We start from the raw sequence: 24,365 nt of genomic DNA, 5'->3' as shown, positions 1-24,365 counted from the left end.
ATTAGCGACGCCGGCCGGTCACCCCCCAAGGTGACCGGCCGGCGTCGTACGTTCTTATGGACCGGCACTCAGGGCCGGAGAGTTTGCGCCTAGCTGTGCTCGATGCCGTTCGGCTGCCAGGCGCCGGTGACCAGGTAGGTGACCTTCTGCGCGACGGAGACGCCGTGGTCCGCGAAGCGCTCGAAGTAGCGGCTGGCCAGTGCGACGTCGACGGTCGTGGCGGGGGATTCCTGCCAGTCGCTGCGGGCGATCGCCTGGAACACGCTCAGGTGCAGGTCGTTCACTGCGGTGTTGGCCTTCATGATGTCCCGGGCCACTGCAAGATCCCGGGTTTCCAGCAGCACGGTGAGCTTCTCGGCGATCAGCAGGTCGTACGCGGCGAAGCTCTTGAAGGTCTCGTGCAGCTGGGCCGGAACCACGGTTGCGGGGTAGCGGAGGCGCGCGAGCTGGGCGAGATGGCGGGCGAGGTCGCCCATCCGCTCCAGCGATGCGCTCATCCGGAGGGAGCCCACGATCATCCGCAGATCGCTGGCCACGGGACCCTGCAGGGCGAGGATGTCGATAGCACGCTCGTCCAGGCTATTCTGCAGGAAGTCGATCCGCGCGTCGGCCGCGATGACATCCTCGGCCAGATCGATGTCCGCGCCCTCGAAGGCAGTCGTAGCTTTCCCGATGGCCTCACTGACCAGCTTCGAGATTTCGACGAGCTGTTCCCCCACTTGGGCGAGCTCTTCCTGAAAAACCTTGCGCACGTGTGCGTCCTTTCCTCGGAAATACTGCCAGCCACCAGCAGTGGCGGGCCCATTTCGGTCACCTCTCGGCGCTCCAACTGTCAAGTGTTCCAGCGTCCGGTGAACTGTTACGCCCCAATAGGTGAACGTTAGCTGAACCGAAGCGCGAATAGCGGGAGATTTCAGTTTCTGACGCAGGCCAGAGCATAAGCTGGAGCCGTGGATCCAATGCTCATCGGCGTGATCGCCGGCCTGATCGGCCTGTCGCTTGGCGTCTTCGGCGTGCTCGCGTTCCGGGTCAGCGAGCAACAGCGCAAACTCGTCGACGTGGAGTTCGAGGATCCCTCCCTTCCCGACGGAGCCGCCGAGGTGCTCGCCGCCGTCGGGAGAGCCTTCGTGGTGGTGGACGCGATCGACGGCGTCGTCCGGGCCAGCCCAGCCGCCTACGCCTACGGCCTGGTGCGCGGCCACACCCTCGTCCACCAGCAGCTGCTGGAGATGACGGCCAAGGTGCGGCGTGACGGCGTCATCCTCGAACGGCTCCTCGAACTGCCGCGTGGTCCGCTGGGCCAGGGCACCATCGTGGTCCAGGTGCGGGCGGCCGTGATCGCGGAGGAATACATCCTCCTGCTCGCCGACGACCGGACCGAGGTCACCCGCACCGAGGAAGTCCGGAACGACTTCGTTGCCAACGTCTCCCACGAACTGAAAACCCCGGTCGGGGCTATCTCGCTGCTGGCGGAGGCGCTTGAGTCCTCTGCGGACGACCCGGAGGCCGTGCGCCGCTTCGCCAAACGCACCCACAAGGAGTCCGCCCGGCTGGCCGCCCTGGTGCAGGACATCATCGAACTCTCCCGGCTGCAGGGCGCCAACGTCGCGCAGCAGGGACGGGCGGTGGACATCAATACTGTCGTCACCGAGGCGGTGGACCGGTCCCAGCTGCCGGCGGAAAGCAAAGCCATCGACCTCGTCGTCGGCGGGCATGCGGACGCCATGGTCTACGGCGACCAGGACCAGCTGGTGACGGCGCTGCGCAACCTGATCGACAACGCCATCCGCTACTCCCCGGAAAACACCCGCGTCGGGATCGGCATCCGGTCCAAGGACGGCCTCGTGGCCGTGTCCGTGACGGACCAGGGCGGAGGGCTCAGCCCGGAGGACCAGGAACGCGTCTTTGAACGCTTCTACCGCGTGGACGCCGCACGGTCCCGCCATACCGGCGGCACCGGTCTCGGCCTGAGCATCGTCAAGCACGTGGTCGCCAATCACGGCGGCGAGGTGACCCTCTGGTCGCAGCCCGGCCAGGGCTCCACCTTCACCATCCGGCTTCCGGAGCTGGAAGGCCAGGACGACGGCGTTGCCGAGGCGCGCGGCCCGGCGGCCCGTGTGGCCGCCCCTCCCGCGGACCACAGCCCGTCCCAGAACCAACGACCCATACGACATGACGCCGCAGGCGCCCATGAGCAAGGAGCTACCGCTTGAGCAGGATTCTAGTTGTCGAGGACGAAGAGTCGTTCAGCGACCCTTTGTCCTATCTGTTGGGCAAGGAAGGGTTCGAGGTGGAGGTGGTGGACAACGGAATCGACGCCATCACCGAATTCGACCGCAACGGCGCCGACCTGGTGCTGCTGGACCTGCAGCTGCCCGGACAGTCGGGCACCGAGGTCTGCCGGCAACTGCGGCAGCGCTCATCTGTCCCGGTCATCATGTTGACGGCGAAGGACGCGGAGATCGACAAAGTGGTGGGGCTGGAACTCGGCGCCGACGACTACGTCACCAAGCCCTACTCGTCCCGGGAACTGGTAGCACGTGTCCGGGCCGTGCTGCGCCGCCAGGGCGAGCCCGAGGAACTGGTGTCCAGCACCGTGCAGGCGGGCCCGGTCCGGATGGACATTGAGCGGCATGTGGTCACTGTCGGCGGCGAACCGGTCTCCCTCCCGCTGAAGGAATTCGAGCTGCTGGAAATGCTGCTCCGGAACTCCGGCCGGGTCCTGACCCGCGGGCAGCTGATCGACCGCGTCTGGGGATCGGACTATGTGGGGGACACCAAGACCCTGGACGTCCACGTCAAACGGCTGCGCAGCAAGGTCGAGCCGGACCCCTCTGCGCCCCGGCACCTGATCACGGTCCGCGGCCTGGGCTACAAGTTCGACCCCTAAACCGGGAGGACCAGCAACCGGCCGGCGGCGCACAGCCGGCCCACGCCGGCGCCAACAAAGTCGACACAGACAAAAGGAGGGGCACCCGAACCGGGTGCCCCTCCTTTTGTGTGGAAACTAGTGGTTTGCGCTGCTCGTCGGCGACGGGGTCGACGTCGGCGTGGCCGAGCCTGTGGGCTCGCTGCCTGCCGGCAGGTACTGCTTGTAGTCGGAGATCGTCCCGTCCAGTACCGGAACCTTGAACTTGGCGTTCTGGTTGGTGCCGTCCTCGGTGATGCTCACTTCGACGAGGGACCCGGGAGCGCCGCCGGTGGTGCTCAGGATGGCCTCGTCCGTGGAATCGTTGAGCAGCGTGTACGAGTTCTGCTTGACCGGAACCCGGGTCTGGGAGCCGGCGGCGCCGACGATGGTCAGCGTCACGTCCTCGGAGGACGAGTTGTAGACAGCGCCGATCACACGGCCGGGCTTGTCCTCACCCCCGGAGATGATCATCATGTTGCGGAGCTGCAGCGGGCCTACGTTGGCCTGCGTTCCGTCCGAAGCAGCGTAATGCTCGGTGGTCTGCTGGGGGTTGATGTAGCCGCAGCCTGTTACGGACAGCAGGCCGATGGCCAGTGCAGCCGTTGCCATTGCCAGCTTGCCGCGCTGGCCCCGGTTCATCGCAGTGAAACCCACGTCACGCACTCCTTGAGAGTCTTGGAACATTCTTCAGCCATAGCCTATCGGCAATCGACGCCAAACGATGATTCGGGCCTTACACATAACCGTGCACATGGCCGCCGGATCCGGCGTCGGGAGGGCCTCTCGCGGGGAAGCAGCGCGCCCTTGGCAAAGGGAGGGCAATGCACTAATATCCGCTTTCGTCAAGGGGTCTGGAGGGGCCGTTTAGGCCATTTTCCCCGTATTCATGCGGTTCTTGGGTGCGTTCCATGGCAGACGTATGCCTTAAACGTGATAAACTGGTCTGCGGGAAAGGGGAATGTCCACATGGTTTTTGAGGTCGGCGAGACAGTAGTTTACCCTCACCACGGTGCAGCAAAAATTGAAGAAATCAAGATGCGCACTGTCAAGGGCGAAGAGAAGATGTATCTCAAGCTCAAGGTGGCTCAGGGTGATCTGACCATTGAAGTTCCAGCAGAAAACGTTGACCTGGTTGGGGTCCGGGACGTAGTGGGCAAAGAAGGTCTGGAGCACGTGTTTGAAGTGCTGCGGGCCGAGTTCACTGAAGAGCCCACCAACTGGTCACGTCGATACAAGGCAAACCTGGAGAAGCTTGCTTCCGGTGACGTCATCAAGGTGGCAGAGGTCGTCCGCGACTTGTGGCGCCGCGATCACGATCGGGGTCTCTCCGCAGGAGAGAAGCGCATGCTGGCCAAGGCCCGCCAGATTCTGATTTCAGAACTGGCACTGGCTGAGAAGACTGATGAAGAGAAGGCTGCAAGCGTTCTCGACGAGGTCCTGGCTTCCTAAGCAACAGTCGAAAGACAAGAATCGAACCCCGGTGGCGTAACAGCTGCCGGGGTTTCTTCTTGCCCTCTTTCGGCCGCCGCCACCCTGGTTGCTCTGTCACTTGTGGTCGCTCTGAGCGCCCCGGAAGCACCAGAACTGATAGCTCAACGGGATGTTCCTTGGCGCGGGGACGTAGTCTTGTGCGCATGGACTCTGCACCGAGAAACCCCGTCACCGCGGTCATCGTCGTGGCCGCAGGCTCCGGCCAGCGCCTGGGCTACGGGATGCCCAAGGCCAAGGTTCCCCTGGGCGGCGACACCATCCTCACCCACGCCCTGCGCGGCGTCGCGGCGGCCGGCATCGCGCAACAGATCTGCGTCGCCATTCCGCCCGGCGACCAGGAGCTGCTCGCGCTCTGCGACGACTTCGCCCAGGCCCTCAAAGCCGAACACCCGGGCACGCCTGGCACCGGGGGCGCCGGTCAGCCCCCCATCGTGACCATTGTCGACGGCGGCGCCACCCGCGCAGAGTCAGTCCGCGCCGCGTTGGCAGCCCTCCTGCCGGCCACGGAAGCAGTCCTGGTCCACGACGCCGCCCGCGCACTGACGCCCGCGGCCGTCTTCCACCGGGTGTCCCACGCCCTCGCGGCCGGCGCCCTGGCCGTCATCCCGGCCATCCCCGTCGTGGACACCGTCAAGACAGTGGAACCGACCACCGGCGACGGCGCCGCGATCGCCCCCGAGCTTGTCACCGGCACCGCAGCCCGGGAGACGCTGCGGGCCGTACAGACCCCGCAAGGCTTCGACCTTGCCACCCTCCGGCGCGCCCACGAGGCCGCGGCCTCCTTCGATGACGGCCAGGCGGCCGCTGTCACGGACGACGCCATGCTGGTCGAGCTCCTCGGCGTCCCCGTCCACGCGGTCCGCGGCGCCAGCCAGTCGCTGAAGATCACCACGCCGCTGGACCTGATCATTGCCGAGGGCCTCCTCGAAGGCCCGCTGGGTGCCCGTTGGGTGGAAGGCTGACCATGTCCGGACCCCAGAACGCCCCGCTGCCCGTCATCCCGCGGACCGGCATCGGCATCGACGTCCATGCCTACGCCCCCGCGGACGCGCCCCAGCCACTCTGGCTCGGCGGGCTGTTCTGGGACGGGGAGCGCGGACTGTCCGGCCACTCCGACGGCGACCCCGTCGCCCACGCCGCAGCCGACGCCCTGTTCTCCGCCTCCGGCGTCGGGGACCTCGGAACGCATTTCGGCACCGACCGCCCGGAGTACGCCGGGGCCTCCGGCGTGACCCTGCTGGCCGAGGCCGCGCGGATCGTCCGCGCGGCGGGCTTCGAGATCGGGAACATCGCCGTGCAGTTCGTGGCCAACAGGCCCAAGTTCGGCCCCCGCCGGGAGGAATCCCAGCGGGTCCTGAGCGAGGCCGCTGGAGCTCCCGTGAGTGTCTCGGCCACCACCAGCGACGGCCTGGGCTTCACCGGCCGCGGCGAAGGCATCGCGGCCACGGCCACGGCACTGGTCTACCCGGCCGGCTCGGCGTCTTCGGAGCCCGTCGCCTAGGCTTGAGTGCAGATCCTTTCCGCACAACACCAGGAGACTCCCCGTGAAAAAGCTGCTGCCCGCCGTCGTGCTTGTGGCCGGACTGCTGCTGCCCGGCTGCGCCGGAACGCCGAAGATGAGCATCCCGGACAGCTGCGCGTTCCTCAACAAGGACACCTTCGTTCCCACCGGCAACCAGCAGCAGCAGGCGGAACAGATCTCCAAGCATTACCAGGAGGTCGCGGACAAGGTGGCTCCCGAGGTGGCGGCCCCCATCCAGAAGATGGCCGACGTCATGAAGGAGGTCTCCGGTTCGTCCCTCGGCGCCAAAAGCGATGAACAGACCAAACAGCTCGCGGAACAGATGAACAAGATCGGCGAGTACTGCAAGTAGGAGCCCGGCGCGGTCCGGACCCCGGGGCGCGAACGCCATCGGCTAATCTGGAGCGGTGACCCTGCGCTTCTATGACACTGCATCCGCCGAAGTCCGCGACTTCGTCCCCCTGGTTCCGGGCAAAGTGAGCCTCTACTACTGCGGCGCCACGGTGCAGGGCATGCCGCACGTCGGGCACATCCGCTCCGCCATCGCCTTCGACCAGCTCACCCGCTGGCTGCAGTACCGCGGATTCCGCGTCACCTCGGTCCGCAACGTCACCGACATCGACGACAAGATCCTCGCCAAGTCCGCGGATTCCTTCGCCCCCGACTTTGAGGACGAGCCGGGCTCCGTCCGCGAGGAGGAGTGGTGGGCACTGGCCTACCGCTACGAGCAGGAATTCCTCAAGGCCTACGACACCCTGGGCGTCTCCCGCCCCACCTATGAGCCGCGCGCCACCGGACACATCCCGGAAATGCACGCCCTCATCCAGCAGCTGATCGACCGCGGCCACGCCTACCCGGCCCTCGACGGCTCCGGCGACGTGTACTTCGACGTGCGCTCCTGGGACAAATACGGCACGCTGACGCGCCAAAAACTCGACGACATGCAGGGGGCTCCCGATGCCGACCCCCGGGGGAAGAAGGACCCGCGCGACTTCGCCCTCTGGAAGGGCCACAAGGACGGGGAACCGACGACGGCCAGCTGGGCCTCGCCCTGGGGCGCCGGCCGTCCGGGCTGGCACCTCGAATGCTCCGCGATGGTCACCAAGTACCTCGGCACCGAGTTCGACATCCACGGCGGCGGGCTGGACCTGAGGTTCCCGCACCACGAAAACGAGATGGCCCAGTCCCAGGCCGCGGGCCACGGCTTCGCCAACTTCTGGATGCACAACGGCATGGTCACCTACGCCGGCGAAAAGATGTCCAAGTCCATCGGCAACACGGTCAGCCCGGCCGAAATGCTGGAACTCGCGCCGCCCCGGGTGGTCCGGTACTACCTCGGCCAGGCGCAGTACCGCTCGGTGCTGGACTACCAGCCGACGTCCCTGCAGGAAGCTGCAGCAGCCATGGAGCGCATCGATGGCTTCATCAGCCGCGCCGTCCGGACCCTCGCCGGGGTCGACGGCGGCACCCCCGTCAGCGTCGGCTTCGCCAGCTACGGCACCGTCCCGGCCGCCTTTGCGGCCGCGATGGATGACGACCTCAACGTCCCGCAGGCCCTCGCGGCCCTGCACGACACCGTCCGGGCGGGCAACACCGCGCTGACTGCCGGAGAGCTCGACGCCGCCCGGGAGGCACTCGCCAGCGTTATTGACATGCTGCGTGTCCTTGGTCTCAATGACACCGCCACGCCGGCCGTGGACGAACAGGGCAACACCGCCCTTGGCGTCCTCGTTGAGGCGCAGCTCTCGGCCAGGGCTCAGGCCCGCGCCAGCAAGGACTGGGCCGCCTCGGACGCCATCCGCGATACCCTCGCCGCCGCCGGCGTCGTCGTCGAGGACGGCCCCGACGGCGCAAACTGGGCCCTCAAACGCGGCTGATCCGGGGCCGTTCCCGGCGCTGAACCATGGCACCGCCAACCCCCGCGGTCGAGGATTTAAGTCGAGTCAGTAGACTGGAGTTCAGACTTATCAACAAATCGCGTAGTTAAAAGGGTGAAACTCATGGCCAACAACGGTCGCCGCTCGGTCAAACTGAAGAAGGGCCCCACCGTCGGAACCGGCGGCCACGGCCGCAAGGCTCTTGAGGGCAAGGGGCCGACGCCCAAGGCGGAGGACCGCCCGTACCACAAGGCCCACAAGAACAAGCAGCTCTCGGAACGCTCCGCCGCCAAGCGCCCGGGAGCCCCGCGCAACGCCGGTGCCCGCTCCGGCCCCAAGGGCCGCGCCACCGAGGAAGTCGTCACCGGACGCAACTCCGTCGTCGAGGCACTGCGCGCCGGCATCCCGGCCAAGGCCCTGCACGTTGCCATCCGCATCGAGATGGACGACCGCGTCAAGGAGTCCCTTAAGCTCGCGGCCGAGCGTGGCATCCCGCTGCTCGAGACCGGCAAGCCGGAACTGGACCGGATGACGGATGACGCCATCCACCAGGGCCTCGTGCTGCAGATCCCGCCGTACGAGTATCAGGACGCCTACGAGCTCGCGGAAGAGACCATCGATGCCTGGAAGAAGGGCCACGTCGCCAACGCGCCGCTCTTCGTTGCGCTCGACGGCATCACCGACCCGCGCAACCTTGGCGCGATCATCCGCTCCGTCTCGGCGTTCAGTGGCCACGGCGTCATCGTCCCGGAGCGCCGCTCCGTAGGCGTCACCGCCTCGGCCTGGAAGACCAGCGCCGGCGCCGCCGTCCGCGTCCCCGTGGCCCGCGCCGCCAACCTGAACAACACGCTGAAAGCCTTCAAGAACATGGGTATCTATGTACTGGGGCTCGACGGCGACGGCGACGTCTCGCTTCCCGACCTCGCCCTGGCCACCGAGCCGGTCTGCATCGTCGTCGGTTCCGAGGGCAAGGGCCTCAGCCGCCTGGTCCGCGAAAACTGCGACCAGATCGTCTCCATCCCGATCGACTCCGCCATGGAATCGCTCAACGCCTCCATGGCCGTCGGCATCTCCCTCTACGAAATCTCCCGCCAGCGCGCCGCCAAGTAACCTTCGCGGGTTTCTGCGGTTGGTCCGTCGCCGCCGGAGCTTTGCCGTCGCCTGAGTTGTGGTTGGGTCCGCCGGAACCGGAGCTTTGCCGTCGCTTAGACACCTCCCGACGCTCCGTTCGGCCGCTGGCGGCCTCACCCCGCTCTGGTCGGCGATGCGCTCCTTTGCAAAACTCCGGTACCGGCTCTGACGCTCCCTCACCTTTGGCGCGTGGACAGCGGAAGCTCCCGCACGTTTGGCGGGCGGACGGCGGACGCTCCCGCACGTTTGGCGGGCGGACGGCGGACGCTCCCGCACTTTTGGCGGGCGGACGGCAGACGCTCCCGCACGTCTGGCGACAATTCGGGCAACGCTCTCTCACGTCTCGTGAGGGAGCGTTTCCAGTTAAACGGCGAAAGGTGAGGGAGCGTCGTTTTCCCGGAGTACCTCGACAAAAGTGAGTTGAAATCGAGCGGGCGGCGGGGTCTTGCAAAGGAGCGCATCGCCGACCAGAGCCGGATGAGGCCGCCCAGCGGCCGAAGTAGGCGTCGGGAGGTGTCTAAGCGACGGCAAGGCGCCGGTGTCCGCGGAACGTGACCACAGCGAGGGTGACCACGGCGAAAGTGCCCACGGGCGAACCCGCGGCCAGCCTAGAACTTGTGGCGGTTGGCGAGGACCGGGAGTTTGGTGCGGGCTTCTTTGACGACGGCGGGGTCCAGGTCGGCGAACAGCAAGCCGGGGGCGCCGTCGAGCTCTTCGAGGACTTCTCCGAACGGGGAGACGACTACGGAGTGCCCGACGCCGGTGGGCGCCGCGCCCTTGGGCTCGATGCCCTGGCTGGCGGGGTCGCCCTGGCCGCAGGCGAGGACCAGGGTGGTGGAGTCCGCGGCGCGGGCCCGGGCCAGGAGCTTCCACTGGTCGGCCTTGCCGGGGCCGGAGCCCCAGGATGCGCACACGATGTTGACCTCGGCGCCCCGGTCCGCGTTTTCGGTGAACAGTGCCGGAAAACGGATGTCATAGCAGGTGGCCAGGCCAAAGGTCACGCCGTCGAACTCGAAGGTGACGGGCGAGGTGCCGGCGTCGACAGTGTCTGATTCCGCGAAGCCAAAGGCGTCGAAGAGGTGGATCTTGTCGTAGCTGGTCTCGATGCCGCGGCCCGTGACCAGCAGGGTATTGCGCACCTTGCCGCTGTCGCCCCCGGCGCCCGGGGTGAACATGCCTGCGACGATCACGATGTCCTGGTCCGCGGCGATGGCGCGCAGCCGTGATGCCCACGGTCCGTCCAGCGGCTCCGCGATGTCCAGGAGCGAGTTGCCGAAGGCACGCATCGTGGCCTCGGGGAACACCACGAGCTCGGCGCCGCCGGCTTTGGCCCGGGCCGCGTAGTCCGCCACGAGGGCCAGATTTTCGGCCAGATCGCGTCCGGTGATGATTTGAGCGAGTGCAATCCGCACTGTTACCTCCAATTTCGGCGCTTGTTCCAGTATGCAACGCCGTTATTCCGTACACTGCACTTCGTCAGGAAAAGCAGGAACCGGGGTTATTTGTTCGGCCCCGCTAAACTTTAAGCAATGGTTATGCCCTACGTAGACACAGCTTCCACGGTAGACGCCTCTCGCGCGTTTCCGTTGGGAATCAGCGTTCCGGTCACCGGGTCGCCCGCAACGGACGACCCTCGGGGTGCCTTCGCGAATGTCGCTGTCTACGCGCCCGGGGTGACCACCCTCGAGATCGCCTACCAGGCGCCCGGCGGCATCTGGCAACTCAAAACGCTGCCGAACGTGACCGACGGCGTGCACCACGGCATCGTCGAAGGCATCCCGGCCGGCTCGAGGTACGGGTTCCGGGCCTCCCCGGACCATGAGGCGCTCCCGCTGTCCATGCCCGCCACTGATTTCGATGCAATCGGCGAGCAGCCGCTGCTGCTGGATCCCTATGGCCGGGCCGTGGATGAGCGCGACGATTTCATCACGAGCGTCCGGATGGAAAGCGGCTTCGATTGGGGCAATGACCGCGGTCCCAGGGTCCCGTGGCGCAACACGATCATCTACGAGGCGCACGTCCGGGGCCAGACCAAGCTCCACCCGGACATCCCCGAAGACCTCCAGGGCACGTACGCCGGGCTGGCCCACCCGGCCATGATCGAGCACCTGATCGCGTTGGGGGTCACCGCCGTCCAGCTCCTTCCGGTGCACTTCCACGTGGACGAACCGCACCTGCAAAACCTCGGCATGACGAATTACTGGGGCTACAACACCGCCGCGTTCTTCGCCCCGCACCCCGGCTACGCCACGGCGGCGGCGCAGGCGGCCGGCCCGCAGGCCGTCCAGGACGAGTTCAAGGGCATGGTCAAGCTCTTGCACGCCGCCGGGCTCGAGGTGATCCTCGACGTCGTCTATAACCACACTGCCGAGGGTGGCCCGGACGGCCGGACGCTCAGCTTCCGCGGACTGGGCGAGATGACGTATTACCGCAATGACGGCCAAGGCAAGTACGTGGACACCACCGGATGCGGCAACAGCCTGAACTTCGGCGAGCCCCGCGTGGTGCAGCTGGTCCTGGATTCACTGCGCTATTGGGTGACCGAGTTCCACATCGACGGCTTCCGCTTCGACCTCGCGGTGACGCTGGCCCGCAATGCCGCCAACGAATTCGATCCCCGGCACCCGTTCCTCGTCGCGATCGGCGCCGACCCGGTGCTGTCGGCCACGAAACTCATCGCCGAACCCTGGGACATCGGCTACGGCGGCTGGCAGACCGGCCGTTTTCCGGCCGGCTGGGTGGACTGGAACGATCATTTCCGCGACGCCGTCCGCAGCTTCTGGCTCGCCGACCGCGCCGCGATCGACGGCGGCGGGCAGGGCGGCTCCGTGGCCCGCCTCGCCGACGCACTCTCTGGCTCCGCGCGGCTGTTCGAGCCGTCCGGCCGGTCCCGGCTCGCCTCGGTCAACCTCATCACAGCTCACGACGGTTTCACCCTGGCCGATCTCGTGTCCTACGACCGCAAGCACAACGAGGCCAACGGCGAGCAAAACCGTGACGGCCACGGCGACAACCGCAGCTACAACCACGGCTTCGAGGGCCCCACGGAGGATGAGGACATCCTCGCCCGGCGTGCGCAGTCCAGCCGCAACCTGATGGCGTCGCTCATGATTTCCCAGGGCGTGCCCATGATCACCGCCGGCGACGAGCTCGGCCGCACCCAGCAGGGCAACAACAACGCCTACTGCCAGGACAACCCGATGACCTGGATCGACTGGACCAGCACTCCCGAATCACACTCGATGCTGCGCACCACCAAACGCGTGATCCGACTCCGCAAGGAATTCCTCGCCGGGCAGCCGCACGACTACCCGACCCGCGATAAGCAGTCCTACTTCCACTGGTTCGACGAGCGCGGCGAGCCGATGGCCGGAGACAGCTGGCAGGATCCGGGGCACCGTGTGGTGCAGCTCCTGCTCGGTTCCGACGACGGCCACGTGGACGGACTCGTGGTGGTCAACGGCGGAGTCCAGGACGTCAAGGTCACGCTGCCGCCGCTCAGCAACGAGGACGGCACCGGCCACCGGCTCTTCGAACTGCGCCTGACCACGTCCGGGCTCCATGACCGGCGCCAGGGCGTCCGGGTCGCCTCGGGGGAGCGCGACGTCGTGCAGGCCAATTCCATCAACATCTACCGCACGTAATAACGGGCAAAATAGCGGGCAAACGCAGTCCGGCCCTCGATCCAGGCATAGGGGAACCACAAGTGAAGCTCCAGCGGCTGACGGCCCTGCTTGCCCTGCTGGCCGGGCTGGTGGTGTTGGCGTTTGTGCTGGCCGGCATGCCGCAGCAGGGAACGGCGCCGCCCGACGCCGGCCAGCCTGCCAGCACCAAGCCAGCCACCAGCCCGCCTGCGGCGCCGGCATCGTCCGCCGTCGTGAACCCGCCCGCGACGCCGGCCGTCGCAAACACGTCCGGCCTGCCGGAAGTGCTGGCCTCGGAACTTCCCGACGAAGCCCGCCGGACGCTGGCGCTCATTGCCCGGGGCGGCCCCTATCCGTACACCCGCGATGACGTCACTTTCGGCAATTTCGAGCGCGTTCTTCCGCGGAAGTCCTCCGGCTATTACAAGGAATACACGGTCCCGACGCCGGGCGAATCGGACCGCGGCGCCCGCCGGATCGTGGCCGGAAAAGCGGGCGAGAAGTATTACACCGCGGACCATTACAACTCGTTCAAATTCATCATCGAAGGAAAATAAAGGAACCCATGAAGATTTACTCCGCAGACACCTGGACCATCGAGGAACTGCAGGCCCTGGTGGCCGACGCCGGCCGGCGCACGGTGCTGATTCCCGCCGCTGACACCAAGCGAACCGTCCTCGAGACGTTCGCGGAGACGCTGGACTTCCCGGAGGACTACGGCGTGAACCTCGACGCCCTCAACGATTCCCTGCACGACTTCGCCGATGCAATCTCCGACGACGACCAGGCCCCGATCACGTTCATCTGGGAAGTCCCTTCAGCCTTCCGCGCGGACCGTTCCTTCGGCGTCATCTGCGAAATCCTGCAGGACGCGGAACGTTACGCCGGAAAGAACCTGGCCGTCATCGCCGTCTGCCTCTAAATCCGCAACAGACAGCAGCGCCGCACCCCGGACATCCGGGGTGCGGCGCTGCTGTTCGGGAAGCAACCCGCGGGTCAGGCGTTGACGATCAGGCCCAGTTCCGCCTTGGACGCGAGGGCCGTGTTCTTCGGGAGCACCCGGACCGTGTAACCGAAGGAACCGGACCGGTCGATCACCACCGTGCCGCTGAAAAGATGCCGGCCCTTGCCGAGGTCTTCAATCGCCTTCAGCTCCGCCACCGTGACGTCGGCCAGCTCGTCGCTGTCCTCCGCCTTGCCGTACGCCACCTCGACGGACACATCATCCGGGGTGAGATCGCGCAGGCCCACGTAGGCATTGACCTGGAGCATGTCGCCGATCTGCGGGTCCTCCGACACACCCACCGAGTCCACATGCTCCACCTGGATCTGGGGCCAGGCGGCCCGGACCCGTGAGGTCCAGGCCGCGAGGGCCTTCGCCTCGGCAAAATTGTCCGCCACGGCACGGCGGCCGGCGACGGCGGCAGGGCGGTACAGCACGTTGACGTAGTCCTTCAGCATCCGGTCCGCCGAGACCGCCGGGCCCAGGTGGGACATGGTGTGCTTGATCATCGAGACCCAGTGCGTGGGGACAGCCTGCGGCCCCGACGTCGAAGGCCCGGCAGCGCCGGCGCCGTCGGACACCGTGAGCCCGTAGAAGCGCGGGGCGACCTGCGTCTCCAGCAGCTCGTACAGCGCAGCGGCCTCGATGTCGTCGCGTTCCTCGGGGGACGCGTCGTTGTTGGCGGTCGGGATCGCCCAGCCGTTCTCGCCGTCGTACATCTCGTCCCACCAGCCGTCCAGGACGGAGAGGTTGAGCGAGCCGTTCAGGGCGGCCTTCATCCCGGAGGTGCCGCACGCCTCCAGCGGACGCAGCGGGTTGTTCAGCCACACATCGCAGCCCGGGAACAGGGTCCGGGCCATGGCGATGTCGTAATTGGGCAGGAACGCGATCCGGTGCCGCACGGCGGGGTCGTCGGTGAACCGGACCAGGTCCTGGATCATCTTCTTGCCCGCGTCGTCGGCCGGGTGCGACTTGCCCGCGATGACCAGCTGGATCGGGTGGGTCTTGTGCAGCAGCAGCGCCTTGAGCCGCTCGGGCTCGCGCAGCATCAGGGTGAGCCGCTTGTAGGTGGGCACGCGCCGGGCGAAACCGATGGTCAGGATGTCCGGGTCCAGCACGGAATCCGTCCAGGCGAGCTCGGCGTCGGCCGCACCGCGCTTCTTCCAGGCGGCCCGGAGGCGGCGCCGGACGTCCTCCACGAGGGACACGCGCATCTCGCGGCGGAGGGCCCACACGTCCTCGTCGCTGACGTTGTAGGCGAGGTCCCAGCGGCCCTGCTCTTCCGCGTCGGAGCCGAACTGGTCACGGGCCAGGGCAGAGACGCGCGGATCCACCCACGTGGGCACGTGCACGCCGTTGGTGACAGACGTGATGGGCACCTCGGAGTGGTCGAATCCGGGCCACAGCGCGGAGAACATGCCGCGGGACACTACACCGTGCAGCTTGGCCACACCGTTGGCGCGCTGGGCCAGCCGCAGGCCCATGACGGCCATGTTGAACACGAACGGGTTGCCGTCGGTGTAGTCCTCGCGGCCGAGGTTCAGGATTTTGGCCACCGGAACGTCGGGAGCCAGCCCGGCGTCGAAGAAGTGCTGGATCTGCGAGACCTCGAACCGGTCAATGCCGGCCGGGACCGGGGTGTGGGTCGTGAACACGGTGGAGGCGCGTCCGGCGGCCAGTGCTTCGTCCCAGGTCAGCGGTTCCGCGGCGGACATCATTTCCTGGATCCGCTCCACCCCGAGGAAACCGGCGTGGCCCTCGTTGGTGTGGAATACTTCCGGCGCGGGGCTGCCGGTGAGCTGCTGGAAAGCGCGCAGGGCTTTGACACCGCCCATGCCGAGCAGGAGTTCCTGCTGGAGGCGGTGGTCGCCGCCGCCGCCGTACAGGCGGTCGGTGATGCCGCGCGCGGCCTCGTCGTTGCCCGGCACGTTGGAGTCCAGGAGCAGGAGCGGGACACGCCCGACGTCGGCCCGCCAGACGTGCGCCAGCAGGCGGCGGCCGTTGGGGAGCGGCAGTGAGATCTGGATGGGCTTGCCGTTGCCGTCGGCGGAAGCTTCGCGCAGCAGGGTCAGCGGCAGCCCGTCGGGATCCAGGACAGGATACGTTTCCTGCTGCCAGGCGTCACGGGACAGGGACTGCTTGAAGTAGCCGGCCTGGTAGAGCAGGCCGACGCCGATCAGCGGCACGCCAAGGTCCGAGGCTGCCTTCAGGTGGTCGCCGGCGAGGATGCCGAGGCCGCCGGAGTACTGGGGCAGCACCTCGGTGATGCCGAACTCGGGGGAGAAGTAGGCGATGCACGCCGGCGCACCGTCGCCGAGGCTCTGGTACCAGCGGGGCTGCTCGAGGTACTGGTCGAGGTCCTCGGCGGCGGCGTGGACCCGCTGCACCACGTCCTGGTCTGCGGCGAGGCGCTGCAGCTCCTCCCTGCTGACCAGGCCGAGGAAGCGCACCGGATCGTGGGAGCTCTCGGCCCAGATTTTCGGGTTCAGGCCCTCGAAAAGCTGCCGGGTGGGCCGGTGCCACGACCACCGAAGATTCGTGGCCAGGCGGGCAAGCGGCCGGATCGGCTCGGGAAGAACGGTTCGGACGGTAAATCTGCGGATTGCCTTCACCAGCGAAACACTAACCGACAAGTCGGGGGCCCGGAACCGCTTTAAGTCTCTTTTGTATAAATGACGGACCGGCTTCCGGAAAACCTCCGGAAAAACTGAGCAGGCTTAGCAATCTGGCCGATTTGTCGATAACGTCGAGCCTGTGACGACTAACTCGCGAACCAGTGCCGTGTCCAAGCAAAAGCCGAAGGCCCTGATCACGGAAGGCCTTCGTTTTGGCCGTTTTCCGATCACCGCTGTACAGCCTGCGGTCGAAGGCGGAAAATTCCCTGCCAAGGCAGTCGTCGGAGAAACCCTGGTGGTGGGCGCCACCGCTTTCCGCGAAGGCCACGACCTGCTCGGCGTCAGCGCTGTCCTGCTGGATCCCCGCGGAAAAGAACGACAGCGCGTCCGTCTCGCCCCGCCCCGCGGCAACCGCGGGAAGGGAACCGACCGCTGGGAAGGCCTGCTGACCCCGACCGCCACGGGCAACTGGTCCTTCGTCATCGAGGCCTGGCACGACCGCTACGGCACCTGGCACCACAACGCCGAGGTTAAGGTCGAAGCCGGCATCGACGTCGAGCTGATGCTGGCCGAGGGCGCCGCGCTGCTCTCCGAAGCCTCCGAGGACTCATCCCGCCCGTCCGCGGACCGGCGGACCCTGCGGATGGCCGTCGTCGGGCTCAACGACGCCGGCAAGACGCCCGAGGAGCGCCTCGCCGCCGGATTCGGCCCCGAGGTGGCCGCCGTCGTCGACCGCCAGCCGATCCGCGAACTGGTGACCGTCTCCGAGAACTACCCCCTGCTGGTGGAGCGCGAGCTCGCGGGCCGGGGCTCCTGGTACGAATTCTTCCCGCGGTCCGAAGGCGCCGTCCGCGACCCCGGCACGGGTGAATGGACCTCCGGCACCTTCCGCACGGCCGCCCAGCGGCTCGACGCCGTCGCGGCCATGGGGTTCGACATCATCTACATGCCGCCGATCCACCCGATCGGCATCCAGCACCGCAAGGGCCCGAACAACACGCTGCTCGCCGGGCCGCACGATCCGGGCTCCCCTTGGGCCATCGGTGCCAAGGAGGGCGGCCACGACGCCATCCATCCGGAGCTCGGCACGTTTGAAGACTTCGACGCCTTCGTGGCGCGGGCCGGGGAACTGGGGCTGGAAGTCGCCCTGGATCTCGCGCTGCAGGCCGCGCCGGACCACCCCTGGGTCCAAAGCCACCCCGAGTGGTTCACCACCCGCGTTGACGGCAGCATCGCCTACGCGGAGAACCCGCCGAAGAAGTACCAGGACATTTTCCCGCTCAACTTCGACAACGACCCCGCCGGCCTCTCCAACGAGATCCTGCGCATCGTTTTCCTGTGGGTGAGCCACGGCGTCAAGATCTTCCGCGTCGACAACCCGCACACCAAGCCGGTGTGGTTCTGGGAATGGCTGATCGCCAAGGTCAACAAGAAGCACCCCGACGTCGTCTTCCTCGCCGAGGCGTTCACCCGCCCGGCCATGATGCACGCGCTGGGGCGGGCCGGCTTCCAGCAGTCCTACACCTACTTCACCTGGCGGAACACCAAGGAGGAACTGGAGGAGTACTTCCAGGAGGTCAGCCACGAATCGCCGGCATTCTTCCGGCCGAACTTCTTCGTCAACACCCCGGACATCCTGACCGAATTCCTGCAGTATGGCGGGCCGCCCGCGTTCAAAATCCGGGCCGCACTGGCTGCCACTGCCAGTCCCATCTGGGGCGTCTACGCCGGCTTCGAACTCTACGAGCACGTGGCCCGGCCCGGCGCCGAGGAGTACATCGACAACGAGAAATTCGAGTACAAGGACCGTGACTGGGACGCCGCGGCCGAATCCGGCCGGACGCTGGCCCCATACCTCACCCGGCTCAACGCGATCCGCCGGGCACACCCCGCCCTCGGGGACCTGCAGAACCTGACGGTGCACGCAAGCACGGACAACGCCACAGTCGTCTACTCGAAGCACAAGACCCTTCCCGACGGCACCAAGGACACGCTCATCGTCGTCGTAAACGTAGACCCGCACGGCATCCGGGAAAGCACGGTGACCCTGGACCTGGCGGCACTGGAGCTGGACCCGGAGAACCTGACGCACAACGGCCGCTTCCTGGTGGATGATCTGGTGACCGGCGAGAGCTGGGAATGGGGCGAGTACAACTACGTTCGCCTGGACGCCCACGTGGAACCCGCGCACATTCTTAGCATCCGGAGGTAGCACGAGTGAGTTTCAGCGCGACGAACCCCAGCCAGCACTTCAGCCCGAAGGGCACCTTTGAATTGAACGCGCCCGGCCTCCAGCATGATCCCCACTGGTACCGCAAGGCGGTCTTCTACGAAGTGCTGGTCCGGGGGTTCGCGGACGGAAACGGCGACGGGTCCGGTGACTTCCACGGGCTGATCGAGAAACTGGACTACCTGCAGTGGCTCGGCGTCGACTGCCTCTGGCTCCCGCCGTTCTTCCAGTCACCGCTCCGGGACGGCGGCTACGACATCTCGGATTACAACTCCGTCCTCGACGAATTCGGCACCATCAGCGATTTCAAGCGCCTCGTCGCGGAGGCCCATGCCCGCGGCGTGCGCGTGATCATCGACCTCCCGCTGAACCACACCTCGGACCAGCACCCGTGGTTCCAGGAATCCCGCAAGGATCCGGAGGGGCCGTTCGGCGACTTCTACGTCTGGAGCGACACGGACGAGAAGTACGAAGACGCCCGCATCATCTTCGTGGACACGGAGGAATCCAACTGGACCTTCGACCCGATCCGCCGCCAGTTCTTCTGGCACCGCTTCTTCAGCCACCAGCCCGACCTCAACTTTGAGAACCCCAAAGTCATCGACGCGCTCTTCGACGTCGTGAGGTTCTGGCTGGACCAGGGCATCGACGGATTCCGTGCGGACGCCATCCCGTACCTCTTCGAGGAAGAGGGCACCAACTGCGAGAACCTGCCGCAGACCCACGAGTTCCTGCGAAAATTGCGCAAGATGGTCGACGAAAGTTACCCGGGCCGCGTGATCATCGCCGAGGCCAACCAGCCGCCGGCCGAAGTGGTGGAGTACTTCGGCAGCCAGGAAGAACCGGAATGCCACATGGCATTCCACTTCCCGATCATGCCGCGGCTCTACTACGCGCTGCGGGACCAGAAGGCAGCGCCCATCATCGAAACGATGAAGGACACACCGAACATCCCCGAAGGCGCCCAGTGGGGCACCTTCCTGCGGAACCACGACGAGCTAACGCTGGAAATGGTCACCGCCGACGAGCGGGCCGCCATGCTCGGCTGGTATGCCCCGGACCCGCGCATGCGCGCCAACATCGGGATCCGGCGCCGGCTCGCGCCGCTGCTGGACAACTCCCGCTCCGAGATCGAACTCATCAACGCCCTGCTGCTCTCCCTGCCCGGCAGCCCGTTCCTCTACTACGGGGACGAGATCGGCATGGGCGACAACATCTGGCTCGAGGACCGCGACGCGGTCCGCACGCCGATGCAATGGAACCCGGACCGCAACGCCGGGTTCTCCAATGCCGACCCGGGCAAGCTCTACCTCCCGGTGATCCAGTCGCTGGTTTACAACTACAGCATGGCCAATGTGGAGGCCGAGGCGGCACATTCCGGTTCGCTGCTGCGCTGGACCCGCCAAATCCTCAGTGTCCGGAAGAACCACCCGGCCTTCGGGCTGGGCGGCTTCGAGCACGTCGAAGCGGACCACGACGTCGTCCTCGCCTACCTGCGCGAACTGCCGGCCGGCAACGCCGCCGGTGAGGAGCCGGAGACTGTCCTGTGCGCCTTCAACCTGTCCCAGCACCCGGTGGCCACCACTTTGCGGGTTCCGAGGTTCGCCGGCCGCGGCCTGCGGGACGTGTTCGGCGGGCAGGCGTTCCCGGCGATCTCCGACGACGGAACCCTGACGCTGACCCTGGGCAGCCACGATTTCTTCTGGCTGCGGATCCGTTCGGCCGCTTCCAACCCGGCGTCGCCCCACACGCAGGCCATGCCGATCCTGTCCATCGAAGGCTGAGATGACCTGGCCGACCCTTACCCCTGCCCTGAGCGGACTGCTCGGCGGCTGGCTTCCGCGCCAGCGCTGGTTCCCCGTGAAGAGCGCGGCGTTCAGCTTCGAACCGGCCGGGGGCCTGAGCCTCGCCGGCGGCCCGGACGCACCTGGCAGCGCCGCCGGACCTGGCGGCGCCACCGCTGCCGGACTCGAGGTGCTGCTGCTGGCCGTGAGCTACCCGACGCCGGACGGCTCCCGTACCGACGTCGTCCAGGTCCCGCTCAGCATCCGCAGCACGCCCCTGGCGGGGGCGGAATCAGCGCTGATCGGTCAGATTTCCGGGCCGGGTCCCGCCGGAACCTCGGGCCCGGCCGGATCCGCCGGGGCGGAGACTTCCGCCGGAGCGCCCGGTGCCCGGTGGATCTACGACGGCGTCCACGATCCGGCGTTCATCGCGGCATGGCTGGAACTGATGCGCGGCGGCGGCAGCACTCCGTCCGGGAATGCGACCGGCCACCTCGTTGCGTCGGGCTACGTCCTGCCCCGGGCCACCGGGGTCGTGAAAGTCCTCTCCGGGGAGCAGTCCAACAGTTCGGTGATCGTCGACGACGGAGAATCCGCCGCGATCCTGAAGTTTTTCCGGGTACTGTCCGAAGGCCAGAACCCGGAGGTGGAAATCGGTGCTGCCCTGACCGCCGGACACACCGTTGAAGTGCCGGCCACCCTCGGCTGGGTGACCGGGGAGTGGGAGCCCCCGTCCGGGCAGGACGGAGTCGGATCCGCGGTCGGCGAACTGGCAGTGGCGCACGAGTTTCTTGCGGGCGGACTGGATGCCTGGCGGCTCGCCGTCGATGCGGCGAGCGGCGGGCGGGGTTTCACCGGCGAGGCCCACGCGCTGGGCGCCGCCACCGCAGCAGTGCACCGCCGGTTGGCCGAGGCCCTCGGCGTCGCCTCCGAATCCGTTCCCGGCGGCGACATTGCGCCCGGCGTGGCCGAGCGCGTGCGGCAATCCTGGGCGCAGGCCGGGACCGCCGTCGGCCCCTATGGTGAAGCGCTGGACCGGCTCCTCGTGCGGCTCGAAGGCAGCGGCGCCGGGCCCCTGCAACGGATCCACGGGGATCTCCACCTCGGGCAGATCCTCCAGGTTCCGGGCGGTGCCGGGCAGGCGCCGCGCTGGGCCATCCTCGATTTTGAGGGGGAGCCCCTCCGGCCGATTTCTGAGCGCAATTTCCCGGATGTCCCGCTGCGCGACGTTGTGGGAATGCTGCGGTCCTTTGACTACGCCGCCGGCGCGGCCGTCCGGGAGCACCCGGACGCGGACGTCCCGGAATCCTGGGTCGATGACTGCGCCGAGGCCTTCCTGGCCGGCTACGCGGAAGTCATCCCCGGCAGCATCGACCGGGATTCGCCCCTCTTCGTGGCGCTTTGGCTCGACAAAGCGCTCTACGAAGTCATCTACGAACTACGGAACAGACCGGACTGGCTCCCCATTCCGGTCCACGCATCACGTCGTCTCCTCGGCAGTACTGGCTCCGGCGTCCCGGCCGAAGCCGCAGCGGAAGGTATCAAAATGACAGGTTCAGCACGTATCGATCGTCCAGGAAGTCCCATGCCGGTGGATGCGGACACCCTGGCGCGGGTCGCCTCCGGCGAACACCATGCGCCGCACTCGGTCCTGGGCGCCCACCTCGATGACCACGGGCACGTCACCATCCGCACGGTCAAGCACCTCGCCGAAGCCGTCTCCGTTGTGACCGCTGCCGGCACTTTCCCGATGACACACGAGTCCGGCGGAGTATGGGTTGCCGTGCTGGAGCCGGTGGACTCGGGGCACGTGCCGGACTACCGGTTGGAAGTAATCTACGAGGGCCAGGCACCGCAGGCGGCCGATGACCCCTACCGCTACCTGCCCACCATCGGTGAACTGGACCTGCACCTGATCGGTGAAGGCCGCCACGAGCGCCTCTGGGATGTGCTCGGCGCACATGTCCAGCACTACAAGTCCACCATGGGTGACGTCGACGGCGTTTCTTTCGCCGTGTGGGCGCCGAACGCCCAGGCGGTGCGCGTCAAGGGCGACTTCAACGGCTGGGACGGGCGGCAGCACTCGATGCGGTCCCTCGGCTCCTCCGGGGTCTGGGAACTCTTTATCCCGGGCGTTGTAGCAGGGGCGTGCTACAAATTTGAGCTCCGGACCAAGCACGGCTACTGGGTGGAGAAGGCGGATCCGCTCGCGTTCGGCACCGAGGTCCCGCCGCTGACGGCGTCGCGCGTCGTCGAGCCCTCCTACGCCTTCAAGGACACAGAGTGGATGGAGGCCCGGGCCGGGCAGGACCCGCACAACTCGCCAATGAGTGTCTATGAAGTGCACCTCGGCTCCTGGCGGGTCGGTCTCAGCTACCGGGAACTGGCCAAGGAGCTGGTCGACTACGTCAAATGGCTTGGCTTCACCCACGTGGAATTCATGCCGGTGGCAGAGCACCCCTTCGGCGGATCCTGGGGCTACCAGGTCACGTCCTACTTCGCCCCGACGTCGCGCTTCGGCCACCCCGACGAATTCCGGTACCTCGTGGACGAACTCCACCAGGCCGGCATCGGCGTGCTGCTGGACTGGGTGCCGGCTCACTTTCCCAAGGATGAATGGGCGCTGGCCCGGTTCGACGGCGAGGCGCTGTACGAGCACGCCGACCCGAACCTTGGCGAACACCCGGACTGGGGAACGCTGATCTTTGACTTCGGCCGCCGCGAGGTCCGCAACTTCCTCGTCGCCAACGCGCTGTACTGGCTCGACGAATTCCACATCGACGGCCTGCGCGTGGACGCCGTCGCCTCGATGCTCTACCTCGACTACTCCCGTGAGGAGGGGCAATGGCAACCGAACCGGTTCGGCGGACGGGAAAACCTCGAGGCCATCTCCTTCCTGCAGGAAGTCAACGCCACGGTCTACAAGACGCACCCCGGCGCGGTGATGATCGCCGAGGAATCAACCGCGTTCCCTGGCGTCACAGCGCCCACCAGCCAGGGCGGCCTGGGCTTCGGCATCAAATGGAACATGGGCTGGATGCACGACTCGCTCAAGTACATTTCCGAGGATCCGTTCAACCGCAAGTGGCACCACGGCACCGTCACCTTCTCCATGGTCTACGCCTACACGGAGAACTTCCTGCTGCCCATCAGCCACGACGAGGTTGTGCACGGCAAGGGATCGATGCTGCGCAAAATGCCCGGAGACCGCTGGCAGCAGCTGGCCAACCTGCGCACCTTCCTGGGATACCAGTGGGCGCACCCGGGCAAACAGCTGATCTTCATGGGCACAGAATTCGGCCAGGAAGCCGAATGGTCCGAGCAGCACGGCCTGGACTGGTGGCTGGCCGAAATTCCGGCGCACCGGGGCATGCAGCTCCTGACCAAGGACCTGAATGAGCTCTACAGCGCCACGCCGGCGCTCTACGAACAGGACAACGACCCCGCCGGCTTCCAGTGGATCAACGGCGGAGATTCGGACCGCAACGTCCTGACCTTCATCCGCCGGGATGCCGCGGGCAACCCGCTGGTGTGCGCCTTCAACTTCTCGGGCGGGCCGCACACCGACTTCCTCCTCGGCGTCCCCGCGGTGGGGGAGTGGCAGGAAGTGCTGAACACCGACGCCGACACGTATGGAGGATCCGGCGTCCTGAACAAGGGCACCCTGACGGCAACGGACGTGGACATCGACGGTCAGCCGGCCACCCTCACTGTCACGCTGCCTCCCCTGGGTGCCGCGTACTTCAAACCCGTGAGCTGACGCCGGGCCCGCTGCCCCGGCAGCGGGCAGGCTGACCTTCGCCGAAGAGCCCGGAATCCCCGTGATTCCGGGCTTTTTTGGCGCCCTGCAGGAGGGCGCAGCGGCGCCCCTTTGTCACCAGGGCGAAGTGGTGGTAGAGTTTATTTCCGCGCTGCTCCCCGGAGTTGATCGGCCAACAAGACCCAGATGCCTCACGGCGAGACTGAGTCGGGATGCCGATTTGACAAGGGTGAAGCGGCCCGGTAAACTAGATAAGTTGCTCCGGAGCGATCCACGGCTGAGGTTGTGGTGGTGCCGGGTGTGTCTGTTGTTTGAGAACTCAATAGTGTGCCAAGTTTGTTGATACCAATTTATTGTATTGAATTGGTTGAATTGACCAGGTTGCGCCACCCCGTGG

At 66.8% G+C, this 24,365-nt stretch carries 18 protein-coding genes; 14 read left to right on the top strand and 4 right to left on the bottom strand.

The annotated features are described in order from the left end of the window. Positions 1-89: 89 nt before the first annotated feature. Complete coding sequence (gene phoU / locus AC1DC5_RS18350) at positions 90-752, bottom strand: phosphate signaling complex protein PhoU (protein WP_441406785.1); 663 nt, start codon at positions 750-752, stop codon at positions 90-92. Positions 753-959: 207 nt separating this feature from the next. Between phoU and AC1DC5_RS18345 the strand changes: the two genes are divergently transcribed. Both AC1DC5_RS18345 and AC1DC5_RS18340 read left to right on the top strand, forming a co-directional pair. Further along, positions 960-2,213 (top strand): sensor histidine kinase, encoded by a 1,254-nt coding sequence (locus AC1DC5_RS18345; RefSeq protein WP_476866131.1) that lies wholly within the window; start codon positions 960-962, stop codon positions 2,211-2,213. Continuing rightward, the gene (locus AC1DC5_RS18340; protein ID WP_441406784.1) at positions 2,210-2,890 is read left to right on the top strand and encodes a winged helix-turn-helix domain-containing protein; all 681 of its coding nucleotides are present in this window, start codon (positions 2,210-2,212) and stop codon (positions 2,888-2,890) included. Before AC1DC5_RS18345 ends, AC1DC5_RS18340 begins: the two co-directional genes overlap by 4 nt. A 117-nt stretch (positions 2,891-3,007) precedes the next feature. Here the strand turns inward: AC1DC5_RS18340 and AC1DC5_RS18335 are convergent, their stop codons facing one another. Beyond that, positions 3,008-3,550: a hypothetical protein gene (locus tag AC1DC5_RS18335; protein ID WP_476866130.1), complete on the bottom strand. Its 543-nt coding sequence runs from the start codon at positions 3,548-3,550 to the stop codon at positions 3,008-3,010. 327 nt (positions 3,551-3,877) lie between these two features. Here AC1DC5_RS18335 and AC1DC5_RS18330 point away from each other — a divergent pair, with 327 nt between their 5' ends. The 6 genes from AC1DC5_RS18330 to rlmB all read left to right on the top strand — a co-directional run bounded on the left by AC1DC5_RS18330 (position 3,878) and on the right by rlmB (position 8,911). Further along, complete coding sequence (locus AC1DC5_RS18330) at positions 3,878-4,360, top strand: CarD family transcriptional regulator (RefSeq protein ID WP_024367191.1); 483 nt, start codon at positions 3,878-3,880, stop codon at positions 4,358-4,360. Positions 4,361-4,545: 185 nt separating this feature from the next. After that, on the top strand, positions 4,546-5,364 hold the full coding sequence (ispD, locus tag AC1DC5_RS18325; protein ID WP_476866105.1) for a 2-C-methyl-D-erythritol 4-phosphate cytidylyltransferase: 819 nt from the start codon (positions 4,546-4,548) through the stop codon (positions 5,362-5,364). 2 nt (positions 5,365-5,366) lie between these two features. Next, on the top strand, positions 5,367-5,903 hold the full coding sequence (gene ispF, locus AC1DC5_RS18320; protein ID WP_476866104.1) for a 2-C-methyl-D-erythritol 2,4-cyclodiphosphate synthase: 537 nt from the start codon (positions 5,367-5,369) through the stop codon (positions 5,901-5,903). Positions 5,904-5,946: 43 nt separating this feature from the next. Then, the gene (locus AC1DC5_RS18315) at positions 5,947-6,276 is read left to right on the top strand and encodes a hypothetical protein (protein WP_476866103.1); all 330 of its coding nucleotides are present in this window, start codon (positions 5,947-5,949) and stop codon (positions 6,274-6,276) included. 55 nt (positions 6,277-6,331) lie between these two features. Next, a complete protein-coding gene (gene cysS, locus AC1DC5_RS18310) occupies positions 6,332-7,801 on the top strand; it encodes a cysteine--tRNA ligase (RefSeq protein WP_476866102.1) in 1,470 nt (489 codons plus the stop codon). A gap of 123 nt (positions 7,802-7,924) precedes the next feature. Further along, on the top strand, positions 7,925-8,911 hold the full coding sequence (rlmB, locus tag AC1DC5_RS18305) for a 23S rRNA (guanosine(2251)-2'-O)-methyltransferase RlmB (protein ID WP_441406779.1): 987 nt from the start codon (positions 7,925-7,927) through the stop codon (positions 8,909-8,911). Between the two features lie 629 nt (positions 8,912-9,540). On the opposite strand, the gene AC1DC5_RS18300 is transcribed toward rlmB, so the two are convergent. After that, positions 9,541-10,344, bottom strand: coding sequence for a carbon-nitrogen hydrolase family protein (locus AC1DC5_RS18300; RefSeq protein WP_476866101.1), 804 nt, complete (start codon positions 10,342-10,344; stop codon positions 9,541-9,543). Positions 10,345-10,461: 117 nt separating this feature from the next. Between AC1DC5_RS18300 and glgX the strand changes: the two genes are divergently transcribed. The 3 genes from glgX (at position 10,462) to AC1DC5_RS18285 (ending at position 13,498) form a co-directional block, all read left to right on the top strand. Beyond that, positions 10,462-12,576 (top strand): glycogen debranching protein GlgX, encoded by a 2,115-nt coding sequence (glgX, locus tag AC1DC5_RS18295; RefSeq protein WP_476866100.1) that lies wholly within the window; start codon positions 10,462-10,464, stop codon positions 12,574-12,576. Between the two features lie 62 nt (positions 12,577-12,638). Further along, complete coding sequence (locus AC1DC5_RS18290) at positions 12,639-13,133, top strand: guanyl-specific ribonuclease (RefSeq protein WP_441406776.1); 495 nt, start codon at positions 12,639-12,641, stop codon at positions 13,131-13,133. 8 nt (positions 13,134-13,141) lie between these two features. Beyond that, a complete protein-coding gene (locus tag AC1DC5_RS18285; protein WP_476866099.1) occupies positions 13,142-13,498 on the top strand; it encodes a barstar family protein in 357 nt (118 codons plus the stop codon). A 74-nt stretch (positions 13,499-13,572) separates the two neighbouring features. On the opposite strand, the gene glgP is transcribed toward AC1DC5_RS18285, so the two are convergent. Further along, positions 13,573-16,191, bottom strand: coding sequence for an alpha-glucan family phosphorylase (gene glgP, locus AC1DC5_RS18280; protein ID WP_476866098.1), 2,619 nt, complete (start codon positions 16,189-16,191; stop codon positions 13,573-13,575). Positions 16,192-16,333: 142 nt separating this feature from the next. Between glgP and AC1DC5_RS18275 the strand changes: the two genes are divergently transcribed. Genes AC1DC5_RS18275 through AC1DC5_RS18265 form a run of 3 tightly spaced genes read left to right on the top strand, consistent with a single transcriptional unit; the run spans position 16,334 to position 23,968 of the window. Then, positions 16,334-18,406, top strand: coding sequence for an alpha-1,4-glucan--maltose-1-phosphate maltosyltransferase (locus AC1DC5_RS18275; RefSeq protein WP_441406773.1), 2,073 nt, complete (start codon positions 16,334-16,336; stop codon positions 18,404-18,406). Between the two features lie 5 nt (positions 18,407-18,411). Beyond that, positions 18,412-20,208 carry a maltose alpha-D-glucosyltransferase gene (gene treS / locus AC1DC5_RS18270; RefSeq protein WP_441406772.1) on the top strand — a complete coding sequence of 599 codons (1,797 nt, stop codon included), beginning with the start codon at positions 18,412-18,414 and terminating at the stop codon, positions 20,206-20,208. A gap of 1 nt (position 20,209) precedes the next feature. After that, positions 20,210-23,968 (top strand): 1,4-alpha-glucan branching enzyme, encoded by a 3,759-nt coding sequence (locus AC1DC5_RS18265; RefSeq protein ID WP_476866097.1) that lies wholly within the window; start codon positions 20,210-20,212, stop codon positions 23,966-23,968. The last annotated feature ends 397 nt before the right edge of the window (positions 23,969-24,365 follow it).

The organism is Arthrobacter sp. 10L424 (assembly GCF_056395325.1).
This window is presented reverse-complemented; position numbering and strand designations above follow the sequence as displayed.

Excerpts from the sequence above, each read along its gene's own strand:
- AC1DC5_RS18345 (WP_476866131.1), top strand. The coding sequence starts at position 960 with ATGCTCATCGGCGTGATCGCCGGCCTGATCGGCCTGTCGCTTGGCGTC.
- AC1DC5_RS18335 (WP_476866130.1), bottom strand. The coding sequence starts at position 3,550 with ATGAACCGGGGCCAGCGCGGCAAGCTGGCAATGGCAACGGCTGCACTG.
- AC1DC5_RS18330 (WP_024367191.1), top strand. The coding sequence starts at position 3,878 with ATGGTTTTTGAGGTCGGCGAGACAGTAGTTTACCCTCACCACGGTGCA.
- ispD (WP_476866105.1), top strand. The coding sequence starts at position 4,546 with ATGGACTCTGCACCGAGAAACCCCGTCACCGCGGTCATCGTCGTGGCC.
- ispF (WP_476866104.1), top strand. The coding sequence starts at position 5,367 with ATGTCCGGACCCCAGAACGCCCCGCTGCCCGTCATCCCGCGGACCGGC.
- rlmB (WP_441406779.1), top strand. The coding sequence starts at position 7,925 with ATGGCCAACAACGGTCGCCGCTCGGTCAAACTGAAGAAGGGCCCCACC.
- glgX (WP_476866100.1), top strand. The coding sequence starts at position 10,462 with ATGGTTATGCCCTACGTAGACACAGCTTCCACGGTAGACGCCTCTCGC.
- AC1DC5_RS18285 (WP_476866099.1), top strand. The coding sequence starts at position 13,142 with ATGAAGATTTACTCCGCAGACACCTGGACCATCGAGGAACTGCAGGCC.
- AC1DC5_RS18265 (WP_476866097.1), top strand. The coding sequence starts at position 20,210 with ATGACCTGGCCGACCCTTACCCCTGCCCTGAGCGGACTGCTCGGCGGC.